Genomic DNA, 25,883 nt, shown 5'->3' with positions numbered 1-25,883 from the left:
GGAATTGGTTGCCGGTGTGACGCTTCCCGCAGCCTGATGGAAGCTGCAACGAAGTGCGCCGGCACGCCCGGGATGCGCGTGGATTGCGCTTAGAATCGGCGGCTCATGCCCGGTGGTCGGGTGGTCAAGCCAACTCAATGTCCGCAGCTTCGCCCGCGCAAGACGCCGCCCAAGGCGGCTGGATCGTCCTCAAGTTCGGCGGTACCTCGGTGTCCCGTCGCCATCGCTGGGACACGATCGGCAAACTGGCGAAACAGCGGGCCGAGGTCACCGGCGGCCGCGTGCTGGTGGTGGTATCGGCGCTGTCGGGGGTGACCAACGAACTGACCGCGATCGCCGACGGCAGCGAGGACGCCGCCGCGCGCGTGGCCGCGCTGGAAGCGCGCCACCGCGAATTCCTCGCCGAACTGGAGCTGGATGCCGACGTGGCGCTGGGCGAGCGCCTGGCCGTGCTGCGCGGCCTGCTCGAGGACCCGCGCGCCGCGACCCGGCCGCTGGACTGGCAGGCCGAGGTGCTGGCCCAGGGCGAACTGCTCTCGTCCACCCTGGGCGCGGCCTACCTGCGCAAGCAGGGACTGGACATCGGCTGGATGGACGCGCGCGACTGGCTGCGCGCGCTGCCGCCGCAGCCGAACCAGAGCGAGTGGGCGCAGCGGCTGTCGGTGAACTGCCACTGGGAGTCCGACGGAGACTGGCGCGCGCGTTTCGCGCGGCAGCCCACGCGCGTGCTCATCACCCAGGGCTTCATCGCCCGCCACCAGGACGGCGGCACCGCGATCCTCGGCCGCGGCGGTTCGGATACCTCGGCCGCGTACTTCGGCGCGCTGCTGGGCGCCAGCCGCGTGGAGATCTGGACCGACGTGCCCGGCATGTTCAGCGCCAACCCGCGCGAGGTCCCGGACGCGCGCCTGCTCAGCCGCCTGGGCTACGCCGAGGCGCAGGAAATCACCACCACCGGCGCCAAGGTGCTGCACCCGCGCTCGATCAAGCCATGCCGCGACTCCGGCGTGCCGATGGCGATCCTGGACACCGAGCGCCCGGAGCTGCCAGGCACGGTGATCGACCGCAGCGCCGCCACCGTGGCCGGCGTGAAGGCGATCAGCCGCCGCAACGGCGTGGTCCTGGTGTCGGTGGAGGACATCGGCATGTGGCAGCAGGTCGGCTACCTGGCCGAGGTGTTCGCGCTGTTCCGCAAGCACGGGCTGTCGGTGGACATGATCGGCACCTCGCAGACCAACGTCACCGTGTCGCTGGATCCGAGCGAGAACCTGCTGAGCCAGAACGTGCTCTCGGCGCTGGCCGAGGACCTGGGGAAGATCGGGCGGGTGAAGGTGATCGTGCCGTGCGCCGCCATCACCCTCGTCGGCCGCGGCATGCGCTCGCTGCTGCACCGGCTGTCCGAGGTGTTCTCCAGCTTCGTGCACGAGCGCGTGCACATGATCTCGCAGTCGTCCAACGACCTGAACCTGACCTTCGTGATCGACGAGGCCGACGCCGACGGCCTGCTGCCGCAGCTGCACGCCGCGCTGATCGACAGCGGCGCCATGCCGGTGCAGGAAACCGAGGTGTTCGGCCCGCGCTGGCGCGAGATCAACGGCGCGGTGCGGCCGCGCCCGCAGCCGTGGTGGAAGCTGGAGCGGCCGCGCCTGCTGCAGCTGGCCGAAGCCGGCACGCCGCGCTACGTCTACCACCTGCCGACCGTGCGCGAGCGCGCGCGGCAGCTGCAGGCGGTGGCCGCGGTGGACCGCCGCTACTACGCGATCAAGGCCAATCCGCACCCGGCGATCCTCAAGGTGCTGGCGGAGGAGGGCTTCGGCCTGGAGTGCGTGTCGCTGGCCGAGCTGCACCACGTGTTCGCCGCGGTGCCGGGGATCGAGCCGTCGCGGGTGCTGTTCACCCCCAGCTTCGCCCCGCGCGGGGAATACGAGCAGGCGCTGGCGCTGGGCGTGACCGTCACCGTCGACAACGTCGAGTTGCTGCGCAACTGGCCGGAGACCTTCCGCGGCCGCTCGCTGTGGTTGCGCATCGACCTGGGCCACGGCGACGGCCACCACCAGAAGGTCAACACCGGCGGCAAGGAGGCCAAGTTCGGCCTGTCCGCGCAGCGGGTGGACGAGTTCGTGGCCGAGGCGCGCGCGCTTGGCATCGTCATCACCGGCCTGCACGCGCACCTGGGCAGCGGGGTGGAGAACATGGGCCACTGGCGGCAGATGTGCGACGAGCTGGCCGGCTTCGCCCGCCGCATCGGCACCGTGGCGACCCTGGACATCGGCGGCGGCCTGCCGATCCCGTACGCGCCGGACGACGAACCGTTCGACCTGGAGGCTTGGGCCGCGAGCCTGGCCGAGGTGCGCGCGGTGCACCCGGCGTTCGGCCTGGTGGTCGAGCCGGGCCGCTTCCTGGTGGCCGAGGCCGGCGTGCTGCTGGCGCGCGCCACCCAGGTGGTGGAGAAGGACGGCATCGTGCGCGTGGGCCTGGACGCGGGCATGAACGCGCTGGTGCGCCCGGCGATGTACGACGCCTGGCACGACATCGTGAACCTGCAGCGGATCGATGCCCCGGCCGATGGCCAGTTCGACGTGGTCGGCCCGATCTGCGAGTCCAGCGACCTGTTCGGCAAGCGCCGCCGGCTGCCACGCGACACCGCCCCGGGCGACGTGATGCTGCTGGCCGACACCGGCGCCTACGGCCATGCCATGGCCAGCCGCTACAACCTGCGCGAGCTGCCGCCGGAGGACGTGATCGATGGGCCCGTGGCCTGACACGGGCCTGCTCCCGGGCGCCGCCGCCGTGGCCGGCGCCGCCCGTGGCCCCGGCGCGCGGCGGTCAAGGCTGCCTTCGGCCGCGCTTGGCGCTACGCTGGCGGCTTCCGTGGCGGGCCGCGGCGCGGCCGCCACCCCCGATTTCCTGCCTGGCGGCCCCGCACCGCGGCGCCCGGCGTGCTCCACCCTGGATCCTGCATGACTGCATTCGACCGCGATTCCATCCGCGTTTTCCGCTTCGTCCGCTGCGGCTTCGACCCGGCGACCGGCGTGGCCGAGCTGGCCTACGCCTTCGACGAAGGCCCGGAGCTGGTGGAAACCGTCACCATCCCCGGCGCCCCGTTCGCGCTGGACGCCACCCGCGCCGCGGCGGTGGAACAGGCCCTGCGCCTGCTGCACCTGGTCGCGGGCGTCAGCTACTACAAGGCCGCGGTGCCGCCGCAGATCCGGATCGACGGCTACCCCATCGACGAGGCCACCGCCGCGCTGATGGAGCAGGTGTACCTCAACGGCCTGGGCGAGTTCGCCTACCGCAACGGCCTGGACCTGCGCGGGCGCATCCGCTTCCCGCGTGACGGCGCCGCAACCGGGCAGGCACCGGCCGCCGGGCTGCCGGAACGCGCACTGGTGGCCATCGGTGGCGGCAAGGACTCGCTGGTCAGCATCGAGGCGCTGCGCGCCGCCGGGGTGGAGCAGACCGTGGCCTGGATCGGCGGCTCGCAGCTGATCCGCACCTGCGCCGAGCGCACCGGCCTGGCCACGCTCAACATCGGCCGCGCGCTGGCGCCGGCGCTGTTCGAGATCAACCGCCAGGGCGCGTACAACGGCCATATCCCGGTGACCGCGGTGAACTCGGCGATCCTGGTGCTGGCCGCGCTGCTCACCGGCCACAGCCAGGTGGTGTTCTCCAACGAGCGCTCGGCCAGCTACGGCAGCCTGATCCCGGGCACCGGCGAGGTGAACCACCAGTGGTCCAAGGGCTGGGCCTTCGAGCAGGCCTTCGGCGAGCACGTCGAGCGCGTGGTTGCGGCCGACCTGCACTACTACTCGCTGCTGCGCCCGCTGTCGGAGCTGGCGGTGGCGCGGCAGTTCGCGCGCAGCGACCGCTACGACGCGCATTTCTCCAGCTGCAACCGCAACTTCCACATCCTCGGCGAAAAGCCGGCGCAGCGCTGGTGCGGGCTGTGCCCGAAGTGCCACTTCGTGTTCCTGGCGCTGGCACCGTTCATGCCCAAGCCCCGGCTGGTGAGGATCTTCGGGCGCAACCTGCTGGACGATCCGGGCCAGGCCGCCGGCTACGACGCGCTGCTGGAGTTCCAGGACCACAAGCCGTTCGAGTGCGTGGGCGAGGGCAGGGAATCGCGCGCGGCGATGGAGCAGCTGGCCGGCCGTGCCGAATGGCGCGAGGACGCGCTGGTGGCGCGCTACGCGCGCGAGATCCGGCCGCAGCTGGATCCGGCGGAACTGGCGATCGAACCGCTGCTGCAGGCCGGTGGCGAGCACCGCGTGCCGGCCGCGCTGTGGGAGCGGGTGAGTGCGCATTTCGCAGCTTGAGGGACGGCGCGTCGCGTTGTGGGGCTGGGGGCGCGAAGGCCGCGCCGCCTGGAAGGCGATCCGCACGCGGCTGCCGCAGCTGCCGCTGGCGCTGTTCTGCAACGAGGCCGAGGCGGCCACCGTCGCCGGCCTGGGCGATCCGCTGCTGCAGCCGCGCACCCAGGTCGATGCCGATGCGCTGGCCGCGTTCGACATCGTGGTGAAGTCGCCGGGCATCAGCCCGTACAAGCCCGAGGCCCTGGCCGCCGCCGCGCGCGGCACGTGCTTCATTGGCGGGACTACGCTGTGGTTCGGCGAGCATGCCGATGCACGCACCGTGTGCGTGACCGGTACCAAGGGCAAGAGCACCACCACCTCGCTGCTGGCCCACCTGCTGCGCGCCGGCGGCCACCGCACCGCCCTGGCCGGCAACATCGGCCTGCCATTGCTCGAAGTACTGGATCCGCAACCGGCGCCGGAGTTCTGGGCGATCGAACTGTCCAGCTACCAGACCGGCGACGTCGCCCGCAGTGGTGCGCATCCGGAGGTGGCGGTGGTGCTCAACCTGTTCCCCGAGCACCTGGACTGGCACGGCAGCGAAGACCGCTACATCGAGGACAAGCTGCGCCTGGTCACCGGAGCGCGGCCGCGCACCGCGGTGCTCAACGCCGCCGATCCGCGCCTGGCGCGACTGCAGCTTCCGGACAGCCGCATCGTGTGGTTCAACCGCGAGGACGGCTGGCACCTGCGCGACGACGCCCTGTACCGCGGCGACGCCTTCGTGTTCGACACCGCGGCCGTGCCGCTGCCCGGGCGCCACAACCGCGGCAACCTGTGCGCGGTGCTGGCGGCGATCGAGGCGCTGGGCGTGGACGCCGCGCCGCTGGCGCCGGCGGCGATGGACTTCCGCCCGCTGCCGCACCGCCTGCAGTGGCTGGGCGAGCGCGACGGCATCGGCTACGTCAACGATTCGATCAGCACCACCCCGCACGCCAGCCTGGCGGCGCTGGACTGCCATCGCGGCTCGCCGGTGGCGATCCTGCTGGGCGGCCACGACCGCGGCCTGGACTGGCACGGCTTCGCCGAGCGCCTGCGTGCGCAGCCGCCACGGGCGGTGGTCACCATGGGCGCCAATGGCCCGCGCATCCATGACTTGCTGGCACCGCTGGCCGCCGAGGGCCTGTTCGCGCTGGAAGCGGCCGACGACCTGGCCGACGCGGTGGCCCGCGCGCAGCGGCTGCTGGCCGGCCGCGGCCTGGTCCTGCTGTCGCCGGGCGCGCCGAGTTTCGGCGCCTATCGCGACTACACCGAGCGAGGCCGCCACTTCGCGGCCCTGGCCGGGTTCGATCCGGACGGCATCAGCGCCATTCCCGGGCTTGGCGTGGCCTGAGCGACGTAGCCGGGGCCGCGGGGGTGCACTGCGGCAGGCCGCGGTGCGGCGCGCGGACGGGCCGCGCGAGCAGGTGCAAAGGGATGGGCCGCGCGGCGCCCCGGGGATCAGTGGCTGCGCTCGACCGCGTAGCGGGCCAGGCCGCGCAGCGCCTGCAGGGCCTCGCTCTCCGGCAGCCCGGCAAGCGCCGCCTCGGCCTCGGCGGCGTAGTCCATCGCGCGCTTGCGGCTGTACTCCAGGCCGCCGGTGGCGCGGATCGCGGCCAGCACCTCGTCCATGGCCGAGGTGTCGCCTTCCTGCACGATCTGGCGCAGGCGCTGGCGGGTGGCCTCGCCGGAATGGGTCATGGCGTGGATCAGCGGCAGGGTGGCCTTGCCCTCGGCCAGGTCGTCGCCGAGGTTCTTGCCCAGGGTGGCGGCATCGGCGGTGTAGTCGAGCACGTCGTCGGCGATCTGGAAGGCATAGCCCAGGGCCATGCCGTAGTCGTACAGCGCCTGCTGGGTGGCGGCGTCGGCATTGGAGGCCAGCGCGCCCAGGCGGGTGCCGGCGGCGAACAGCACCGCGGTCTTGCGCTCGATCACGCGCAGGTAGGCGGCCTCGTCGGTGTCCGGGTTGCGCACGTGCAGCAGCTGCAGCACCTCGCCTTCGGCGATGCGGTTGGTGGTGTCGGCCAGCACCTGCATCACCTCCATCCGGTCCAGCTCGACCATCAGCTGGAAGCTGCGCGAGTACAGGAAGTCGCCGACCAGCACGCTGGCGGCGTTGCCCCAGATCGCGTTGGCGGTGCTGCGGCCGCGGCGCAGGTCGGATTCGTCGACCACGTCGTCGTGCAGCAGGGTGGAGGTGTGGATGAACTCGATGATCGCCGCCAGCTGGTGGTGGTCGGCGGTGGTGCCGAAGCTGCCGGCGGTGGCCTGCCCGGCCAGCACCACCAGCATCGGGCGCAGGCGCTTGCCGCCGGCCGAGACGATGTGCTCGGCGATCTGGTTGATCAGGACCACGTCCGACGCCAGGCGGGTGCGGATCAGGCTGTCGACCGCGGCCATGTCGGCGGCCGCGAGGGCCTGGATCTGGGGCAGGGAGGCGTAGGAGGGGGAGCTGAAGTGGTCTGCCATGCTGGCCGCCTGGAATACAGGCGCGAAATTATAAGCCGCCGGCAGCGGGCAGCCCCAAGCAGGGGGGGGCTGGCCACTGGCGCGCCCTTCGGACCGGTGCCTGCCTGGCGCGGGGCGCGCTGCGCGTTCGGATACCTGAACGCGCAGCGTGTGGTCCTGCCCTGGGCCGGAGCGTGGGCAGGGGCAGGCTGGCCGCGACGGAAGCGGGGCGGTCCGCCGGCCACGGGCGGGCAACGCGGGGCCGGGCGCAGGGATCGGCACGCACCTGCGGAATATCCCTACGCAAGGATCCGCTCTCCGGCGATGGCGCGGGAGGGGCGGCTATACTCTCCTACCTTCCCCGGATCCGGTCGGGTCCTGCACACGGAATCAGAACTATGGCGCGCGGCATCAACAAGGTGATCCTGGTCGGCAACCTCGGCGACGATCCCGAAACCAAGTACACGCAGTCCGGCATGGCCGTGACCACCATCCGCCTGGCCACCACCAGCGTGCGCAAGGACCGCGATGGCAACACCCAGGAGCGCACCGAGTGGCACCGGGTGAAGTTCTTCGGCAAGCTCGGCGAGATCGCCGGCGAGTACCTGCGCAAGGGCTCGCAGTGCTACGTGGAAGGCTCGATCCGCTACGACAAGTTCACCGGCCAGGACGGCCAGGAGCGCTACATCACCGAGATCATCGCCGACGAGATGCAGATGCTCGGTGGCCGTGGCGGCGGTGGCGGCGAGGGTGGCTATGCCGGCGGCGACCGGCCGCAGCGCAGCGCCCCGCCGCGCCGCGAGTACGGTGGCGGCCAGCGCAGCGCCCCGGCGCCGGCCCCGGCCGCCCCGGCGGCGGGCGGCTTCGACGACGGCTTCGCCGACGACGACATCCCGTTCTGAGCCGGCCCGCGCCGCCCCGGCGGCGCCGGCCCGGTCCCGGAATGTCCCGGCGCGGACGGCCCTGGCCGTCCGCGCCGCGTTTGTGCGCCTGCCGGTCCGGAAAGGGACGGCACCGGTACTGGACCTGCCGCCCCGGGGCCGATAACGTGGCGGCCTCTTTGTATGCAGGGGTAACAGAATGGCCGGCCCGGGCACGCCACAGTTGACTTTCCGCGCCGTCGTCCTCGCCATCGTGCTCGCGGTGGTGCTGTCGGCGGCCAATGCCTACCTCGGCCTGTTCGCCGGCCTGACCGTGGCCACCGCGATCCCCGCGGCGGTGGTGTCCATGGGCGTGCTGCGCCTGCTGGGCGGCGGCACCATCCTGGAGAACAACATCGTCCAGACCGGCGCCTCGGCCGGCTCGTCGATCGCCGCCGGCGTGATCTTCACCATCCCCGCCCTGGTCCTGATGGGCTACTGGCCGGACTTCGACTACTGGTGGGTACTGGGCATCGCCGGCCTCGGCGGCCTGCTGGGCGTGCTGTTCTCGGTGCCGCTGCGGCGCACGATGATCGTCGAGGAGCCGCTGCCGTTCCCCGAGGGCAAGGCCGCGGCCGAAGTGCTCAAGGCCGGCGAGAATCCCGGCCCGGGCCTGAAGATCCTCGGCATCTCCGCCGCCATCGGTGGCCTGGTCAAGCTGGCCGCCGCCAACGGCCTGCGCCTGATCCCGGACAGCTGGGCGGTGGCCGGCTACTTCGCCAACAACAAGGTGATCGGCTATCTCGGCACCGGCCTGTCGCCGGCGCTGCTGGGCGTGGGTTACATCGTCGGCCTGAACGTGGGCATCGTGGTGCTGTCCGGCGCGATCCTGTCCTGGCACATCGCCATCCCGCTGTACCACGCCTTCTTCCTCGACAGCGATCCGGCCCTGGCCAGCGCGATTGCCGGTGCACCGGCGGCTGACGCGGCCTTCGCCATCTGGTCGGCCAAGGTCCGCTTCCTGGGCGTGGGCGCGATGCTGATCGGCGGCGTGTGGACCCTGTTCTCGCTGCGCAACTCCCTGCTGGCCGGCATCAAGAGCGGCTTCGCCGCCGCGCGCAAGGGCGCGATGCACGGCGCGGTGATCGCCGAGACCGACCGCGACCTGCCGATGAAGTGGATGCTGGTGGCGCTGGTGGCCTTCGTGGTGCCGCTGTGGCTGCTGTACCACGCCATCGTCGGCTTCTGGGTGGCCAGCCTGGCCATGACCCTGATCATGATCGCGGCCGGCTTCCTGTTCGTGTCCGTGTCCGGCTACCTGGCCGGCCTGGTCGGCTCGTCCAACAACCCGGTCTCGGGCATCACCATCGCCACCATCCTGTTCGCCTCGGTGGTGCTGCTGGTGCTGCTGGGCGCCGACGGCCAGACCCAGGTCGGCGGCGCGCCGCTGGGCGCGGTCGCGGCGATCATGATCGGCGCGGTGGTGTGCTGCGCCGCGGCCGTGGGCGGCGACAACCTGCAGGACCTGAAGACCGGCTACCTGGTCGGCGCCACCCCGTGGAAGCAGCAGCTGATGCTGGGCATCGGCGCCTTCTCCTGCGCGCTGATCATGGCCCCGGTGCTGAACCTGCTGCAGGAGGCCTACGGCATCGGCTCCAAGACCCTGCCGGCGCCGCAGGCCAACCTGATGGCCTCGGTGGCCAAGGGCCTGTTCGGCGGCGAGCTGCCGTGGACCATGATCGGCATCGGCGCGGTGATCGGCGCGATCGTGATCGCGATCGACGGCTGGCTGAAGAAGACCGGCAAGCGCTTCCGCGTGCCGGTGCTGGCCGCGGCCATCGGCATCTACCTGCCGCTGGAACTGATGGTGCCGATCTTCCTCGGCGGCCTGCTGGCGCACCTGGTCGAGCGCTTCCACAAGGCCAGCCCCGACGACGAGGCGGCGCTGGACCGCGTGCACCGTCCCGGCGTGCTGTTCTCGGCCGGCCTGATCACCGGCGAGGCGCTGATGGGCATCGGCATCGCCCTGCCGATCGTGATCAGCCAGGACGCCGAGGTGCTGGCGCTGCCGGTGGACCTGGGCGCCGCCGGGCAGTGGGTGGGCCTGGTGGTGCTGGCCCTGGTCGGCTGGCTGCTGTACCGCACCGGCAAGCGCGCAGAACAGGCGGGCTGAGCCGGCAGGCTCGGCAAACCGGGCGGAAGGCCGGCATGACCTTCCGCCTTTGCGCCGGCCCGGCGGCGCTGCCTAGCATCCGGGATCGCCTTCATTCCAAGGAGTCCCCGATGTCCGCACGCACGCCCCTCGCCCTGGCCCTGGCCGGCCTGCTCGTCCTCGGCGTGGCCAACGAGGCCGAGGCCGCCCGCGGCTTCGACGTCCGCGACCTGCACAAGCTGGACCGCGTCTCTTCCCCGGTGCTGTCGCCGGACGGCGCGCGCGTGGTGTTCGCCAAGCGCGAGATCGGCGAGGACCTGGGCAAGGCCAGCACCGGCCTGTGGATCCGCGACCTGCGCACCCGCGACCTGGCACCGCCCAGGCGCCTGACCCCGGAAGGCTGGAGCGTCAACTCGCCCGCGTTCTCCGCCGATGGCCAGTCGGTGTACTTCCTCAGCGCGAAGGACGGCACCCAGCAGCTGTACTCGATCCCGGTCACCGGCGGGCAGCCGCGGCAGCTGACCCGCTATCCGCTGGACATCGGCAGCTACAAGGTCTCCCCGGACGGCAAGCGCATCGCGGTGAGCATGGACGTGTTCCCCGACTGCGGCGCCGACCTGGACTGCACGGTCTCGCGCCTGGACGAGCGCGAGAAGTCCAGGACCAGCGGCGTGCTCTACGAGCAGCTGTTCGTGCGCCACTGGGACACCTGGGCCGACGGCCGCCACAGCCGCCTGTTCGTGACCACGCCGGCCAACGGCGACAAGGCGCCGGCACCGGTGCTGGTGGGCGCGGCGAAGAACGACCCGGTGGGCCACGTGCCGTCGCGTCCGTTCGGCGGTTCCGACGAGTACACCTGGTCGCCGGACGGCAAGTCGCTGGTGTTCTCCATGCGCGTGGCCGACCGCCAGGAGCCGTGGTCGACCAACTTCGACCTGTACCTGTACCGCGACGGCCAGCCGCTGAAGAACCTGACCGCCTCCAACCCGGCCTGGGACACCGGCCCGGTGTTCAGCGCCGACGGCAAGACCCTGTACTACCGCGCGATGAAGCGCCCGGGCTTCGAGGCCGACCGCTTCGGCCTGATGGCGATGGACCTGGCCAGTGGCAAGGTGCGCGAGATCGCGCCGAGGTGGGACCGCAGCGCCGATGGCATCGTGCTGTCCGCCGACGGCAAGACCATCTACACCACCGCCCAGCACCTGGGCCAGCACCCGCTGTTCGCGGTGGACGTGGCCAGCGGCAAGGTCGAGCAGGTGGTGGGCGAGGGCAGCATCTCCGCCTTCGACATCGCCGGCGACACCCTGGCCTTCACCCGCAACTCCCTCAAGAGTGGCGACCAGCTGTTCACCGCCGCGCTGTCCAGCCCGGCCGCGCAGCGCGCCATCACCCCCAGCGCGGGCGAGATGCTGCCGGAGGTGGCCTTCGGCGAGTACGAGCAGTTCACCTTCGCCGGCTGGAACAACGAGACCGTGCACGGCTACGTGGTCAAGCCGTGGAACTACGAGGAAGGCAAGCGCTACCCGGTGGCGTTCCTGATCCACGGCGGCCCGCAGGGCAGCTTCGGCGACGGCTGGAGCTACCGCTGGAATCCGCAGACCTACGCCGGCCAGGGCTACGCCGTGGTGATGATCGACTTCCACGGCTCCACCGGCTACGGCCAGGCCTTCACCGATTCCATCAGCGGCGACTGGGGCGGCAAGCCGCTGGAGGACCTGCAGAAGGGCTGGGCCGCGGCGCAGCAGAAGTACCCGTTCCTGGACGGCGGCCGCGCCTGCGCCCTTGGCGCCAGCTACGGCGGCTACATGATCAACTGGATCGCCGGCAACTGGTTCGAGTCCGATGGAAGCTCGCCGTGGAAGTGCCTGGTCAACCACGACGGCGTGTTCGACACCCGCGCCATGGGCTACGTGACCGAGGAGCTGTGGTTCACCGAGTGGGAGAACGGCGGCACCCCGTACGACAAGCCGGAGAACTTCGAGAAGTTCAACCCGGTCAACCACGTCGCCAAGTGGCGCGTGCCGATGCTGGTGGTGCAGGGCGAGAAGGACTACCGCGTGCCGGTGGACCAGGGCCTGTCCGCCTTCACCGCGCTGCAGCGCAAGGGGATCGAGTCGCAGCTGCTGTACTTCCCGGACGAGAACCACTGGGTGCTCAAGCCGGCCAACAGCGTGCTCTGGCACGACACCGTCAACGCCTGGCTGAAGAAGCACATCGGCCAGTGAACCAGACGGAAAGCCGGCGCGAGCCGGCTTTCCGCTTTGCGCGGCCCCGCCGCACCGCAAGCAACGGAGCTGTACATGACGCCCGAAACCGCCGAAACGTCGACTGCCCTGATCGCCAACGACATCGTCGTGTTCGGCCTGATCGCGGCCACCCTGGGCCTGATCTTCTGGCTGGCCAGCGGGCCCACCCCGTTCTGGAAGAAGTTCTTCGCCTGGGTGCCGGCGCTGCTGCTGTGCTACTTCGTGCCGGCGATCTACAACACCGTTGGCCTGATCGACGGCAGCCAGGGCGCGGTCTACAACCCGATCGGCAGCCGCGTGCTGCTGCCGGTGGCCCTGGTCCTGCTGACCATGACCATCGACCTGAAGGGCGTGCTCAGGCTCGGTCCACGGCTGCTGTTCGTGTTCTGCGCCGCCACCTTCGGCCTGTTCCTGGGCGCGATCGTGGCCTTCCAGCTGTTCCAGTGGTTCTGGCCGGACGTCGTGGCCGGCGAGGTGTGGAAGGGCATGGCGGCGCTGGCCGGCAGCTGGATCGGCGGCGGCGCCAACATGGTGGCGATCCGCGAGGTGTACCAGGTCGACGCCACCCTGTTCGGCCAGTTCGCGGTGGTGGACGTGGCCATCGCCAACCTGTGGATGGCGACCCTGCTGTTCCTGGCCGGGCGCGCGGCGACGATCGATGCGCGCAGCGGCGCCGACACCTCGGCCATCGACGAGATGAAGAAGCGCCTGGAGGCCTACGAGGCGGCCAACGCGCGCATCCCGACCCTCACCGACCTGATGGTGATCCTGGGCATCGGCTTCGGCATCGTCGGCGCGGCCCACGCCGTGTCCGCGCCGGTGGCCGCCTGGTTCGGCGCGCACGTGCCCAACGCCAGCCAGTACAGCCTGGACTCGGCCTTCGTCTGGGTGGTGCTGCTGGCCACCTTCGCCGGCCTGGGGCTGAGCTTCACCCCGGTGCGGCGGCTGGAAAACGCGGGCATGGCCAAGATCGGCAGCGCGTGCCTGTACTTCCTGATCGCCAGCATCGGCATGCAGATGGACTTCACCCGCCTGGCCGAGCGGCCCGGCCTGTTGGCGCTGGGCGTGGTGTGGATGGGCGTGCACATCCTGGTGCTGTGGGGGGCGGCCAGGCTGGTGCGCGCGCCGCTGTTCTATTTCGCCATCGGTTCGCAGGGCAACATCGGCGCCGCCGCCTCGGCGCCCGTGGTGGCCGCGGCCTTCCATCCGACGCTGGCCCCGGTGGGGGTGCTGCTGGGCACGGTGGGCTATGCCACCGGCACGATGATCGCGTACTGGCTGGGGCAGATCCTGCGGATGATGGCCGGGCAGTAGGCCACCCTTCCAGCTGCGCACCGGAAAGGCGAAGCCCCGGCTTCGCCTTTCTTTTTTCCCCGTACCCATGCCCTGGCAGCATCCCGGAAAAGGAAAAGGCGAAGCCTGCGCTTCGCCTTTCCGGTGGCATCTGCTGCGACCTTCAGCAGCAGCGGAAGCCGCTGCGGCCCCCGTAACGGGCTTCCTGCCGCTCGCGGAAGAAGGTCTTGTAATCCATCGGCTCCTTGTCCGGATGCTTCTCCAGCATATGCCGGACATAGTTGTCGTAGTCCGGGATGCCGCAGCACAGCCGCGCGGTCTGGACCAGCCGCCGCCACACCCGCTTGTGCGTGGCGTAGTGGGCGACGGGGACGAGCTGGGTACCCATGGCGTCCTCCTTACAGGTGGGCCTGCGCGGCCTGCTGTTCCGCGGTGAGCGCGACGTAGGCGGTCTCGCGGTCCGTGCGCTGCGGGTTGGCGCGGGCGGCCAGGATCGCGCGGACGGCATAGACCAGGATCGCGAGCACCACCAGCAGGAACAGCGCGGTCAGGCCGGTGTTGACGTAGGCGTTGGTGACCACCTGGTGCATCTGGTCCATGGTCTTGGCCGGGGCCAGCACCTGGCCGGCGGCGATGCCGTCCTGGAACTTGCGCGCCTGGGCGAGGAAGCCCTGGGCCGGGTTGCCGTCGAAGATCTTGATCAGGCCGGCCCAGGTGGTGCAGATCAGCAGCCAGGCCGCCGGCAGGGCGGTGACCCAGGCGTAGCGGTCGCGCTTCATCCTGAACAGCACCACCGTGCCCAGCATCAGCGCGATGCCGGCCAGCATCTGGTTGGAGATGCCGAACAGCGGCCACAGGGTCTGGATGCCGCCGAACGGATCGACCACGCCGGTGTAGAGCAGGTAGCCCCACAGCGCGACGCAGCCGCCGGTGGCGATGATGTTCGCGCCCCAGGACTCGGTGCGGCGCAGCGCCGGGATGAAGTTGCCCAGCAGGTCCTGCAGCATGAAGCGGCCCGAGCGGGTGCCGGCATCCACCGCGGTGAGGATGAACAGCGCCTCGAACAGGATCGCGAAGTGGTACCAGAACGCCATCATCGCGTCGCTGCCGCCGGGGATGGCCTCATGCAGGATCTGGGCGATGCCTACCGCCAGCGTAGGTGCGCCACCGGCGCGGTGCAGGATGGTCGGTTCGCCGATCGCCGCGGCCGTGGCCTCCAGGTCCTGCGGGGTGATGGTGAAGCCCCACTGCTGGGTGATGTGGGCCGCGGCCGATGCTGCGTCGGCACCGATCACCGCCGCCGGGCTGTTCATGGCGAAGTACACGCCCGGGTCGATGATCGAGGCCGCGACCAGGGCCATGATCGCCACGAACGATTCCATCAGCATGCCGCCGTAGCCGATGTAGCGGGCGTGGCCCTCGTTGGCCAGCAGCTTGGGCGTGGTGCCGGAGCTGATCAGGGCGTGGAAGCCGGACACCGCGCCGCAGGCGATGGTGATGAACAGGAACGGGAACATGCCGCCCTTCCACACCGGGCCGTCGCCGCTGGCAGCGAACTGGGTGAGCGCGGGCATGCGCAGTTCCGGCATCACGATCACGATGCCGATGGCCAGGGCGACGATGGTGCCGATCTTGAGGAAGGTGGACAGGTAGTCGCGCGGCGCCAGCAGCAGCCACACCGGCAGGACCGAGGCGACGAAGCCGTAGCCGATCAGCATCCAGGTGATCTGGGTCGCGGTGAAGGTGAAGGCCGGGCCCCAGGTCGGGTGCGAGGCGACCTGGCCGCCGAGCCAGATCGCGGCCAGCAACAGGACCAGGCCGACCACCGAGATCTCGCCGATCCTGCCGGGACGGATGTAGCGCATGTAGATGCCCATGAAGATCGCGATCGGCATGGTCGCGATCACGGTGAACATGCCCCACGGGCTCTCCGCCAGCGCCTTGACCACCACCATCGCCAGCACCGCCAGGATGATGATCATGATCAGGAAGGCGCCGAACAGGGCGATGGTGCCGGGGATGCGCCCCATCTCCTCGCGCACCAGGTCGCCCAGCGAGCGGCCGTCGCGGCGCGAGGAGATGAACAGGACCATGAAGTCCTGCACCGCGCCGGCCAGCACCACGCCGACCACCAGCCACAGCAGGCCGGGCAGGTAGCCCATCTGCGCGGCGAGCACGGGGCCGACCAGCGGGCCGGCGCCGGCGATGGCGGCGAAGTGGTGGCCGAACAGCACGTGCTTGTTCGTAGGCACGTAGTCCAGGCCATCGTTGTGCAGCACGGCGGGCGTGGCCCGGCTGGGATCCAGGCCCATGACCCGGTTGGCGATGAACTGGCCGTAGATGCGGTAGGCGGCCAGGTAGATCGAAACGGCCGCAACCACGATCCAGAGGGCGTTGATCTGTTCGCCGCGGCGCAGGGCGATCGTGGCCAGGCAGAACGCGCCGAGCAGCGCCAACGCCGCCCACGCAACCTTCGAGAATGCCTTCACGGAGGGTCTCCGACGGGGGGGAAGCACAGGTTGTTCTTGCTGCAGTGCAGGGTCAATGCGCCATGCGCCGCGCACCGTTGCAACTTTGGTCTTAGGCGGATTCAGGGCAGGTGACGGGGCAAGGGGGGGTGTTGCGGCGCAGCACGGCTTCGTTGACGCGGGCGGCGGCGGACGGGTTACCCTCGGACGGCCGTTCGGACAGGGAGCGTAACCGTGAATGCGATCGTCCTGTTGTTGATCGGGCTTGGCGCGATGGCGCTGGGCTATGCCTTCTACTCCAAGTTCATCGCCGAGAAGGTCTACCGCCTGCAGGCGGACTATCCGACCCCGGCACACACCATGCGCGACGGCGTGGACTACGTCCCGACCAACCGCTTCGTGCTCTGGGGCCACCACTTCACCTCCGTCGCCGGCGCGGCCCCGATCGTGGGTCCGGCCATCGCCGTGATCTGGGGCTGGGGGCCGGCGTTCCTGTGGGTGGTACTGGGCACGGTATTCTTCGCCGGCGTGCACGACTTCGGCGCGTTGTGGGCCAGCGCCCGCAACAAGGGCAAGTCGATGGGCATGCTCAGCGGCAGCTACATCGGCCGCCGCGGGCGCAACCTGTTCCTGGTGGTGATCTTCCTGCTGCTGCTGATGGTCAACGCGGCCTTCGCGGTGGTGATCGCCAACCTGCTGGTGTCCACGCCCACTTCGGTGATCCCGGTCTGGGGCGCGATCGTGGTGGCGCTGGTGATCGGGCAGATGATCTACCGCTGGAAGATGGGGCTGCTGTGGCCCTCGATCGGCGGCGTCATCGTCCTGTACTCGCTGATCCTGATCGGCAACAGCTACCCGGTCGTGCTGCCGGAGTCGGTGCTGGGCATGAGCCCGCGCTCGACCTGGATCGTGCTGCTGTTCCTGTACGCCGGCATCGCATCCCTGCTGCCGGTATGGGTGCTGTTGCAGCCGCGCGACTACATCAATGGCCTGCAGCTGTTCGTGGGCCTGGCCATCCTCTACCTGGCGGTGGTGTTCGCCGCGCCGACCGTGGTGGCGCCGGCCTTCAACGAAGCGGTTCCGGAAGGCACGCCGTCGATCGTACCGCTGCTGTTCGTGACCATCGCCTGCGGCGCGATCTCCGGATTCCATGGCATGGTCGCCTCCGGCACCACTTCCAAGCAGCTGGACAAGGAAACCGACGCGCGCTTCGTCGGCTACTTCGGCGCCGTCGGCGAGGGCATGCTCTCGCTGGCGGCGATCGTGTGCTGCACCGCCGGCTTCGCCACCCTGGTGGACTGGCAGGAGATCTACAGCAAGTTCGGCGCCGGCGGCGTCACCGCCTTCGTCGACGGCGGCGACAACCTGCTGGTCCGGGGCCTGGGCCTGCCGGAGCAGCTGGGTTCGACCATGCTGGCGACCATGGCCATCCTGTTCGCCGCCACCACCATGGACACCGGCCTGCGCCTGCAGCGCTTCGTGGTGCAGGAAGCGGCCGAGCTGGCCGGGTTCAAGGTCGGCACCCTCCTCGGCACGCTGGTCGCCCTGGCGGTGTGCATGGCCCTGGCGTTCGGCGCCGGCAGCGACGGCGCGGGCGGCATGGTCATCTGGCCGCTGTTCGGCACCACCAACCAGCTGCTGGCCGCGCTCACCCTGGCCGTGGTCTCGGTGATCCTGGTCCGCAAGGGCCGCAATCCGGTCTATACCCTGGTGCCGCTGGCGTTCCTGCTGCTGATGTCGGTGTACGCCCTCGTCGTGCAGCTGCGCACGTTCCTGGACCAGGGCAACTGGCTGCTGCTGGGCATGGACGTGGTCATCCTGGTGGCCGCGCTGTGGGTCTCGTTCGAGGCCGTGCTGGCCATGCGCCAGGGCCGCGACCCGGCGGCGGCGCCTGACGGCACGCTGGCCACCGAGCGCGAATGATGGCCGGGCACGGCGCGCGCACGGGCTCGCCGCTGGCGCGGCTTTCGGAACTCCTCGCCGAGTTCTACGCCGCGCCATACCGGCGCACCTTCGCCCGCGCCCGGCGCGACGAGGACGACCTGTTCATGCTGCTGGTCTGCTCCGAGGCGCTGGGCCTGCCCAATCCGGCGGCGTGGTACACGCTGGAACTGATGCCTGTGCTGTACGAGCGCTTCCACGACTGGCACCGGCGCATGGGCATGGAGCGCTCGCCGCTGGACCACGTCGGATGCTGCTGAGGCTGGCGGCGTCGCGCCGCATCCTGTTCGTCGGTGGAAAGGGGGGCGTGGGCAAGACCACGGTCGCCTCGGCGGTGGCCCTGGCCCAGGCGCGCGCCGGGCGCCGGGTGCTGCTGGTGTCGACCGACCCGGCGCACAACCTCGGCCACCTGTGGCAGCGGCGCGTCGGCGGCGAACCGGTACCGCTGTCGCCGAACCTGGAGGCGGTCGAAATCGATCCGGAGAGCACGGTCGATGCACACCTGCGGCAGGTAGGCCAGGCATTGCGCCGGCTGATGCCGCCGCATCTTTCCGGCGAGGTCGACCGCCACCTGGAGCTGGCGCGCGAGGCGCCGGGAATGCATGAGGCCGCGATCCTCGAGCGCATCGCCGGGCTGCTGCAGGACGGCCTGTCGCGCCACGACCTGCTGGTGTTCGATACCGCCCCGTCCGGGCACACGGCGCGGCTGATGGCCCTGCCGGAGATGATGGCGGCATGGACCGACGGACTGCTGCGGCGGCAGTCGCGCAGCGAACACTTCGGCCAGGTGCTGCGCCACCTCGGCGGCGACGATGGCGTTGCGGCGCGTGCACTCGGCGGCGGGGCGCGCGGGCCGGCCGATCCGGGCGCGCGCGACCAGGAAATCCGCGCGGTGCTGCAGCGGCGCCGCCACCTGTTCGAACACATGCGCCAGGTGCTGGCCGACCGGGCCACCACCGCCTTCGCCATCGTGCTGGCGGCCGAGCGGCTGCCGGTGCTGGAGACCATCGAGCTGCAGGCGCAGCTGGCCAGGACCGGGATCGAGGTCGCGGCGCTGGTGGTCAACCGGCGTTCGCCGGCCGATGGCGGCGGCCTGCTGGCCGAGCGCCGCAGGCAGGAGCAGGTGCACCTGGAGGCGCTGCGCACCGCCTTGCCGGAAATCCCGCTGCAGGAGCTGCCGTTGCTGGCCGGCGACGTGGTCGGCGAGCAGGCGCTGGCGGCCTTCGCGGCGATGCTGGAGGGTGGCCGCTAGAGCCAGCGCGCGCGCTTGAACAGGCGGTACAGGACCACGCACACCAGGCCCACGCCGGCCGCCAGCGCCGGGTAGGCCCAGCGCGGCGCCAGCTCGGGCATGTGCGCGAAGTTCATGCCGTACCAGCTGGTGACCAGGGTCGGCGCGGCCAGCAGCGCGGCCCAGGCGCCCAGGCGCTTGACCGTCTCGCCCTGGGCCAGGGTGACCAGCGACAGGTTCACGCTCAGCGCGGTGCCGAGCATGTCGCGCAGGCTGTCGATGGCGTCGTTGATCCGCACCACGTGGTCGTGCACGTCGCGCAGGTACAGGCGCACGTCCTCCGGCACCAGCTGGCCCTGCGCCGCCTGGCTGCGCACCAGCTGGGCCAGCACGTCCTGCAGCGGCGACACCGACACCCGCATGTTGGTCAGTTCGCGCTTGAGGTCGTACAGGCGCACCACGATCTCGCGGCGGTAGGTATCGGAGAAGATGTCGCGCTCCAGCGCGTGCAGGGTGTCGCGGTGGGCATCGACGATCGGGGCGTAGTTGTCGACGATGAAGTCGAGCACGCCGTACAGCGCCATCGCCGGCCCGGGGCGCAGCAGCTCCGGCTCGCGCTCCAGGCGCGCGCGTACCGGGGCGTAGGACAGCGAGGCGCCATGGCGCACGGTCAGCAGGAAGCGCCGGCCAAGGAAGGCGTGGGTCTCGCCGTAGGCGATGCGGCCCCCGTCCATCTGCGCGGTGTGCGCGGCCAGGAACAGGGTGTCGCCATAGGCCTCGACCTTGGGCCGCTGGTGCGCCTTGCCCGCGTCCTCCACCGCCAGCGGGTGCAGGCCCAGCGCGGCCTGCAGCCGGGCGAGGATCTCGTGCGCCGGTTCGTACAGGCCGATCCAGGCAAAGCCCGGGGCCTGCCCGACGATGCGCTGGCCGACCTCTTCCAGCGACAGGTCCTGGCGCTGGCCGTCGCCGTCGTACCAGGCGCAGGCCAGGACGCAGGCGGGCAGGGGCGAGGGCGTGCTCATGCGCGGCATCCTGCGGGCTGCCCGTGCCGCCGGCAAGCCCGGCTCAGGCGCGGCGGCCCAGCGCCAGTGCCAGGGCCAGGTGCAGCGGCAGCAGCAGCGCGATCCACGGCTGGTTGGACTGCGCTTGCAGGCTCAGCCACTGCAGCACCCAGCCGAGGCAGGCGATCGCGGCCACGCCCCACGGCAACGCCCGGAACAAGCGCCCGGGCACGCGTCCGCGCAGCAGGGCGAAGGCGCCGGGAAGCAGCAGCAGGCACAGCGGGTCGAGCAGGAACAGGTTGCGGTTGGCCCAGCCGGCCTCGTGCGCGGTGCCCAGCCAGATGAAGGCCATCAGCGCGCCGCCGATGCCGCACAGCAGCCACAGCGGCGCGGCGAAGGCAGCCAGCGCGCGCGGGCGGCGGCGCAGGGCGAGGATCGCGGCGGCACCGGCCAGGCCGGCCAGCAGCCACGGCCACACCCGGCGCGGGCGCTCCACGGGCTCGGGAGCGATCAGGTGCGGCAGCAGTTCGTGCTCGGACAGCACCAGCGGGCGGCCGTCGGCCCGGCGCGCCTCGCGCAGGCTGTCGGCCAGGCGCATCGGCACGAAGGCTTCCTCCCAGCGCGACAGCGGGCGGTCGGCGTACGGGCCCAACCCGAGGTCGAAGCCCAGCCACATCCACGGCGCTGGCCGCGCCAGGCGCACCGCCTCGCTGCGGTAGGTGTTGCCGCGTGAACGTCCCGCCAGCTGGCTGCGCAGCGCACCGCCCAGTGCCTGGTCGAGCGCGTCGCGCACCTGGGTGGCGCAGTTGGCGGTGAAGTAGTCGTAGCGGTAGCGCGCGTTCTCCGGACGGGCGCGTTCGGCCAGGCTTGCGGCCAGCGCGCGCGCCTGTTCCGGCTCCAGGTCCAGCCACTGCAGGGTCACGCCGCGGCCGGACTGGCGGTACTGCTCCAGGTCCTGCTCCAGCGGCAGCGCCACCAGCATGTACATCATCTCGCCGCGCACGAAGCGGGCGACGAAGTCCGGCTCGGTCGGGTCGAAGTAGCCGAAGTTGTACGAGACCGCCTCGCCGCTGGCCGGGTCGGCCACGACGATGGCGTCGTGGCCGAAGCGCTCGAAGAACACCTCGCCCGGCTGCATGGTCAGCACCCCGATGCGGGGCGCGGCCGCGGCCACCGGGGCCAGCAGCGCCAGCAGGCCGGCCAGCAGCAGGGCGGCCCAGGCACGCGCCGGCATCAGTGCCCGTCCACCGTCTCGGCCGGCAGCACGCCGACCTGGAAGGCGCGCACCCGACGCGCGTCGGCGCGGATCACGCGGAACGCGAAGCGGTCCAGGGTCAGCTCCTCGCCGACCTCGGGCAGGTGGCCGATGGCCTCGGTCACCAGGCCGCCGATGGTGTCGTACTCGTCGTCGGGGAAGTCCGCGCCGAAGCGCTGGTTGAAGTCGCCGATCGGGGTCAGCGCGTCGACGATGTACTGGCCGTCGGCCTGCACCGCGATCAGCGCGCTGTCGTCGGCGGCCTCGTCGTGCTCGTCGTCGATCTGGCCGACGATCTGCTCCAGCACGTCCTCGATGGTGACCAGGCCGGCCACGCCGCCGTACTCGTCGACCACGATCGCCATGTGGTTGCGCGAGAGCCGGAACTCCTTGAGCAGGACGTTGAGCTTCTTGGATTCGGGGATCAGCACCGCCGGACGCAGCAGCGGGTTGATCTCGCACGGGCCCCGGTTGGCGGCCACGCCGCGCAGCAGGTCCTTGGCCAGCAGGATGCCGAGGATCTCGTCGCGGTCCTCGCCGTGCACCGGGAAGCGCGAGTGGCCGGATTCGACCACCTGGGCGATCAGTTCGGAGAAGGGCGCGTCGGCCGAAAGCGAGACCATCTGCGACCGCGACACCATGACGTCGCCCACGGTCAGCTCGGAGACCGAGAGCGCGCCTTCCATCATGCGCAGGGTGTCGGCGTCGATCAGCCCGTTGCCCTGGGCGTCGCGCAGCAGGGCGACCAGGTCCTCGCGGGTGTCGGGTTCGCCGGAAAAGGCGGCGCTGATGCGCTCGAGCCAGTTGCGTCGCCGCTCGTGCGGCTCGGAAGCGTGGTGGCTGCTACTGTCGTCTTCTGACATCTGGGGTGGAAACGGCGCCCCGATGCGGGGGCGTTGGGTCCCAGTCTAGCGTGGAAGGGCGACGCCGGGCGAGGCGCCGGTCGCAGGCGCGGGCTCCCCGGGTTCCAGCGGATCGCGGCTGTAGCTGCAGCCGGCCAGGGTCTTGCCCGGGTGGGAATCCACGTTCGAGACGTTGATCACGGCCGACTCGATCCAGCCGCCGTCCTCCGCGGCAACCTCCTCGGCCCGCACCTCCAGCCCGAACAGGGCCTTCTGCGGGGTGTCGATCCCGGTTTCCAGGCGCAGTTCCCGCGCCAGCACCCGCGGGTCCCCCAGGTCGAGCACGGCGAGGATGGCGTCGCCGGCCAGGGCGATGTGGTCGGTGCGGTGCCCGAACACCTCGACCGGGGTGTTGAGCCGGTACTCGAGCATGAACGGGTTGGCCTGGGCCTGCGGGCGCCAGCCGAGCGCGACCGCGGCCAGCGGGTCGGCCTGGACCGGCGCCAGCTGCATGAACGCTTCGTACGAGCCGCGGCACTCGATCAGCGCGCCCAGGTCGGGGGCGGCGGGGCGATCGGCGGCGGCGGCCGGGGCGAGGGCCAGGAGCAGGGCGGCGGCGGGGAGGCGCGTGGACACGGCTCAGTCCCCGCGCTCGGCCGCGTACGGGTCCGGCAGCCCCAGGCTGGCGAGGATCTCCCGCTCCAGCTGTTCCATGGCCTCGGCCTCCTTGTCGTCCTCGTGGTCCCAGCCCAGCAGGTGCAGGGTGCCGTGCACGGTGAGGTGGGCGTAGTGCGCGGCCAGGGCCTTGCCCTGCTCGGCCGCCTCGCGCGCCACCACCGGCGCGCAGATCACCAGGTCGCCCAGCAGCGGGAACTTGACCCCCTTGGGCAGGCCTTCCGGCAGCTCGGCCGGGAAGCTCAGCACGTTGGTGGCGTAGTCCTTGCCGCGGTAGTGGCGGTTGAGTGCCTGGCCCTCGGGCGCGTCGACGATGCGGATGGCCAGGTCGGCCTCGCGGATGCGTCCGGCCAGCGCGGCGGCCACCCACTTGCGGAAGCTCTGCGCGGCGGGCACGCCGGCGCGCGGCACCGCGTAGCTCACCGCGACATCGAGACGGACGGGGCCCTTGGTCATGGCTGCAGGATCGACGGGAATGGACGCGCAGTATCGCGCGCGGCGGCCGCGGCCGCGAGCACGGCGCCTACCCGCGTTCCTCTTCCTGCCGGGCCGGGGCCTCGCGGTCGCGGCGGTCGTAGGCGTTGACGATGCGCGCCACCAGCGGGTGGCGGACCACGTCGCGGCCCTCGAAGAAGGTGAAGCTCACGCCTTCCACCCCGCGCAGCACCTCGATCGCGTCCTTCAGGCCCGACTTGACGTGCTTGGGCAGGTCGACCTGGGTCATGTCGCCGGTGACCACCGCGGTGGAGCCGAAGCCCAGGCGGGTCAGGAACATCTTCATCTGCTCGATGGTGGTGTTCTGGGCCTCGTCCAGGATCACGAAGGCGTCGTTGAGGGTGCGGCCGCGCATGTAGGCCAGCGGCGCGATCTCGATGACGTTCTTCTCCAGCAGCTTGACCACCTTCTCCACGCCCAGCATCTCGTACAGGGCGTCGTACAGCGGGCGCAGGTAGGGATCGACCTTCTGGGTCAGGTCGCCGGGCAGGAAGCCGAGCTTCTCGCCGGCCTCCACCGCCGGGCGCACCAGCACCAGGCGCTGCACCCGCGACTCGTTGAGCGCGTCCACCGCCATGGCCACGGCCAGGAAGGTCTTGCCGGTGCCGGCCGGGCCGATGCCGAAGTTGATGTCGTGGGTGGCGATCGAATGCAGGTAGCGGGCCTGGTTGGCGCCGCGGCCGCGGATGGTGCCGCGGCGCACCTTCACCGTCACCTCCTGCGGCTGGTAGCCGACCTCGTCGATGCGGTCGACGTTGGCCTCGTTCAGGCGCAGGTGGATGGCGTGGCTGTCGAAGGTGGTCTCGCCGGCCTCCGCGTACAGCGCCTGCAGCAGGTGCTCGGTGCGCGACACCGCCTCGGACTGGCCGGTGACGCGGAACACGTTGCCGCGGTTGGCGATCTCCACGCCCAGGCGCAGTTCGATCTGGCGCAGGTGCTGGTCGAACGGCCCGGCCAGGTTGGCCAGGCGCTCGGTGTCGGCGGGTTCGAGGGTGAAGTCGCGCTGGGTCGGGGTGGTCATCGGCGGGGCGCGGCCTGCGCGCGGGACGCGCGGGCGCCGTTCGGTCGGGGGCGGAAAGGTTAGCGCGGGGCAGGTAGCGGAGCCAGTGAAAACCCCGCTCCCGCCGGTGGTGCCCCGGCCGGCGGACGGGCCGCCGCGCCAGAGGCCTCAGGCCACCACCACCTCGCCGCGCAGCGAGTTGGTCAGGGCCGCGGTGATGCGCACGTCCACGAACTGGCCGACCAGGCGCGGATTGCCGGGGAAGTTCACCGAGCGCATGTTCTCGGTCTTGCCGGTCAGCTCGGCCGGGTCCTTCTTCGACGGGCCTTCCACCAGCACCTTCTGCACCGTGCCGACCATGGCCCCGGAGATGCGCGCGGCATTGGCGTTGATCGTGGCCTGCAGGTGCGCCAGGCGCGCATGCTTGACCTCGTCGCTGACGTCGTCGGGCAGGTCCGCGGCCGGGGTGCCGGGGCGGCGCGAATAGATGAAGGAGAAGCTCTGGTCGAAGCCCACGTCCTCGATCAGCTTCATGGTCTTCTCGAAGTCCGCGTCGGTCTCGCCGGGGAAGCCGACGATGAAGTCCGAGCTGATCGAGATGTCCGGGCGCACCGCGCGCAGCTTGCGGATCTTCTGCTTGAACTCCAGCGCGGTGTAGCCGCGCTTCATCGCGCTGAGGATGCGGTCGCTGCCGGACTGCACCGGCAGGTGCAGGTAGTTGGCCAGCTGCGGCACGTCGCGGTAGGCCTCCACCAGCGAGTCGGAGAACTCCAGCGGGTGCGAGGTGGTGAAGCGGATGCGGCCGATGCCCTCGATCTGGGCGATGGTGCGGATCAGCAGGCCAAGGTCGGCGACTTCGTCCGTGCCTTCGCCCATCGGCCCGCGGTAGGCGTTGACGTTCTGGCCCAGCAGGTTGATCTCGCGCACGCCCTGGGCGGCCAGCTGCGCGACCTCGACCAGCACGTCCTCGAACGGGCGGCTGACCTCGGTGCCGCGGGTGTAGGGCACCACGCAGAAGCTGCAGTACTTGGAGCAGCCCTCCATGATCGAGACGAAGGCGCTGGGGCCTTCGGCGCGCGGCTCGGGCAGGCGGTCGAACTTCTCGATCTCCGGGAAGGAGATGTCCACCTGCGGGCGCTTCTGCTCGCGCCGGGCGCGGATCAGCTCCGGCAGGCGGTGCAGGGTCTGCGGACCGAACACCAGGTCCACGTAGGGCGCGCGGCGGATGATCGCCTCGCCTTCCTGCGAGGCCACGCAGCCGCCGACGCCGATGATCACGTCGCGGCCGCCGTCCTTGAGCGCCTTCCAGCGGCCGAGCTGGCTGAACACCTTCTCCTGGGCCTTCTCGCGGATCGAGCAGGTGTTGACCAGGACGACGTCGGCCTCCTCCGGGTTGTCGGTCAGTTCCAGGCCCTCGTGCTCGGCGAGCACGTCGGCCATGCGGGCCGAGTCGTACTCGTTCATCTGGCACCCGTGGGTCTTGATGTAGAGCTTGCCGCGGGCCCCGCCGGGAATGGCGCGCGAGGCGGCGCCCGGCAGCGGGACCAGGGACGGGGCGGGGGTGGTGGCGGGCGCGATGGCGGCGTCCGGAGCGCGCTCCGGCGTGGCGGTCATCCCGGTCATGGCGGTTAATCCAGGCGGGCAG

20 protein-coding genes are annotated in these 25,883 nt (G+C 71.1%); 10 read left to right on the top strand and 10 right to left on the bottom strand.

Annotated features, from left to right (window positions below; genetic code table 11):
• The first annotated feature begins 137 nt into the window (after positions 1-137).
• The 3 genes from EIM48_RS01110 (at position 138) to murD (ending at position 5,685) form a co-directional block, all read left to right on the top strand.
• Positions 138-2,762 carry a bifunctional aspartate kinase/diaminopimelate decarboxylase gene (locus EIM48_RS01110; protein WP_125110909.1) on the top strand — a complete coding sequence of 875 codons (2,625 nt, stop codon included), beginning with the start codon at positions 138-140 and terminating at the stop codon, positions 2,760-2,762.
• 198 nt (positions 2,763-2,960) lie between these two features.
• Positions 2,961-4,316: a UDP-N-acetyl-alpha-D-muramoyl-L-alanyl-L-glutamate epimerase gene (gene murL / locus EIM48_RS01105; RefSeq protein WP_125110908.1), complete on the top strand. Its 1,356-nt coding sequence runs from the start codon at positions 2,961-2,963 to the stop codon at positions 4,314-4,316.
• Positions 4,297-5,685 (top strand): UDP-N-acetylmuramoyl-L-alanine--D-glutamate ligase, encoded by a 1,389-nt coding sequence (murD, locus tag EIM48_RS01100; RefSeq protein WP_125110907.1) that lies wholly within the window; start codon positions 4,297-4,299, stop codon positions 5,683-5,685. Before murL ends, murD begins: the two co-directional genes overlap by 20 nt.
• A 107-nt stretch (positions 5,686-5,792) precedes the next feature.
• Here the strand turns inward: murD and EIM48_RS01095 are convergent, their stop codons facing one another.
• Entirely contained in the window at positions 5,793-6,800 is a 1,008-nt protein-coding gene (locus EIM48_RS01095) for a polyprenyl synthetase family protein (RefSeq protein ID WP_019398783.1), read from the bottom strand.
• Between the two features lie 377 nt (positions 6,801-7,177).
• On the opposite strand from EIM48_RS01095, the gene ssb reads away from it, so the two are divergent.
• The 4 genes from ssb (at position 7,178) to EIM48_RS01075 (ending at position 13,351) form a co-directional block, all read left to right on the top strand.
• A complete protein-coding gene (gene ssb / locus EIM48_RS01090; RefSeq protein ID WP_028915853.1) occupies positions 7,178-7,681 on the top strand; it encodes a single-stranded DNA-binding protein in 504 nt (167 codons plus the stop codon).
• Between the two features lie 178 nt (positions 7,682-7,859).
• Complete coding sequence (locus EIM48_RS01085) at positions 7,860-9,812, top strand: oligopeptide transporter, OPT family (protein ID WP_125110906.1); 1,953 nt, start codon at positions 7,860-7,862, stop codon at positions 9,810-9,812.
• Positions 9,813-9,922: 110 nt separating this feature from the next.
• Positions 9,923-12,016 (top strand): S9 family peptidase, encoded by a 2,094-nt coding sequence (locus tag EIM48_RS01080; RefSeq protein WP_125110905.1) that lies wholly within the window; start codon positions 9,923-9,925, stop codon positions 12,014-12,016.
• Between the two features lie 75 nt (positions 12,017-12,091).
• Positions 12,092-13,351, top strand: coding sequence for a DUF819 family protein (locus tag EIM48_RS01075; RefSeq protein ID WP_125110904.1), 1,260 nt, complete (start codon positions 12,092-12,094; stop codon positions 13,349-13,351).
• Between the two features lie 142 nt (positions 13,352-13,493).
• Here the strand turns inward: EIM48_RS01075 and EIM48_RS01070 are convergent, their stop codons facing one another.
• Both EIM48_RS01070 and EIM48_RS01065 read right to left on the bottom strand, forming a co-directional pair.
• Entirely contained in the window at positions 13,494-13,718 is a 225-nt protein-coding gene (locus EIM48_RS01070; protein ID WP_019397765.1) for a CstA-like transporter-associated (seleno)protein, read from the bottom strand.
• A gap of 10 nt (positions 13,719-13,728) precedes the next feature.
• Complete coding sequence (locus EIM48_RS01065; RefSeq protein ID WP_125110903.1) at positions 13,729-15,819, bottom strand: carbon starvation CstA family protein; 2,091 nt, start codon at positions 15,817-15,819, stop codon at positions 13,729-13,731.
• Positions 15,820-16,032: 213 nt separating this feature from the next.
• On the opposite strand from EIM48_RS01065, the gene EIM48_RS01060 reads away from it, so the two are divergent.
• The 3 genes from EIM48_RS01060 to EIM48_RS01050 are packed head-to-tail and all read left to right on the top strand — an operon-like array spanning position 16,033 to position 18,991.
• A complete protein-coding gene (locus EIM48_RS01060) occupies positions 16,033-17,721 on the top strand; it encodes a carbon starvation protein A (protein ID WP_125110902.1) in 1,689 nt (562 codons plus the stop codon).
• Positions 17,721-17,999: a cory-CC-star protein gene (locus tag EIM48_RS01055; RefSeq protein WP_125110901.1), complete on the top strand. Its 279-nt coding sequence runs from the start codon at positions 17,721-17,723 to the stop codon at positions 17,997-17,999. Before EIM48_RS01060 ends, EIM48_RS01055 begins: the two co-directional genes overlap by 1 nt.
• Positions 17,990-18,991: an ArsA family ATPase gene (locus EIM48_RS01050; protein ID WP_125110900.1), complete on the top strand. Its 1,002-nt coding sequence runs from the start codon at positions 17,990-17,992 to the stop codon at positions 18,989-18,991. Before EIM48_RS01055 ends, EIM48_RS01050 begins: the two co-directional genes overlap by 10 nt.
• Here EIM48_RS01050 and EIM48_RS01045 read toward each other — a convergent pair.
• The 7 genes from EIM48_RS01045 to miaB form a co-directional block, all read right to left on the bottom strand.
• The gene (locus tag EIM48_RS01045; protein ID WP_125110899.1) at positions 18,988-19,992 is read right to left on the bottom strand and encodes a magnesium and cobalt transport protein CorA; all 1,005 of its coding nucleotides are present in this window, start codon (positions 19,990-19,992) and stop codon (positions 18,988-18,990) included. The two genes, EIM48_RS01050 and EIM48_RS01045, sit on opposite strands and share 4 nt — an antisense overlap.
• A 43-nt stretch (positions 19,993-20,035) precedes the next feature.
• On the bottom strand, positions 20,036-21,205 hold the full coding sequence (locus tag EIM48_RS01040) for a DUF4105 domain-containing protein (protein ID WP_019397762.1): 1,170 nt from the start codon (positions 21,203-21,205) through the stop codon (positions 20,036-20,038).
• Complete coding sequence (locus EIM48_RS01035) at positions 21,205-22,089, bottom strand: transporter associated domain-containing protein (RefSeq protein ID WP_019397761.1); 885 nt, start codon at positions 22,087-22,089, stop codon at positions 21,205-21,207. The genes EIM48_RS01040 and EIM48_RS01035 overlap by 1 nt, the downstream gene beginning before the upstream one ends.
• Positions 22,090-22,134: 45 nt before the next feature.
• Positions 22,135-22,704, bottom strand: coding sequence for a hypothetical protein (locus tag EIM48_RS01030; RefSeq protein WP_028915845.1), 570 nt, complete (start codon positions 22,702-22,704; stop codon positions 22,135-22,137).
• Between the two features lie 3 nt (positions 22,705-22,707).
• Entirely contained in the window at positions 22,708-23,199 is a 492-nt protein-coding gene (gene ybeY, locus EIM48_RS01025) for an rRNA maturation RNase YbeY (protein WP_019397759.1), read from the bottom strand.
• 67 nt (positions 23,200-23,266) lie between these two features.
• Positions 23,267-24,259, bottom strand: a complete 993-nt coding sequence (locus EIM48_RS01020; protein ID WP_019397758.1) for a PhoH family protein — start codon at positions 24,257-24,259, stop codon at positions 23,267-23,269.
• Positions 24,260-24,406: 147 nt separating this feature from the next.
• Positions 24,407-25,852, bottom strand: a complete 1,446-nt coding sequence (gene miaB, locus EIM48_RS01015) for a tRNA (N6-isopentenyl adenosine(37)-C2)-methylthiotransferase MiaB (protein ID WP_199728376.1) — start codon at positions 25,850-25,852, stop codon at positions 24,407-24,409.
• Positions 25,853-25,883: the final 31 nt, after the last annotated feature.

It is taken from the genome of Pseudoxanthomonas sp. SGNA-20 (genome assembly GCF_003931635.1).
GTDB lineage: Bacteria > Pseudomonadota > Gammaproteobacteria > Xanthomonadales > Xanthomonadaceae > Pseudoxanthomonas.
Note: the sequence above shows the minus strand (reverse complement) of the source record. Positions and strands in the feature narration are given on the sequence as shown.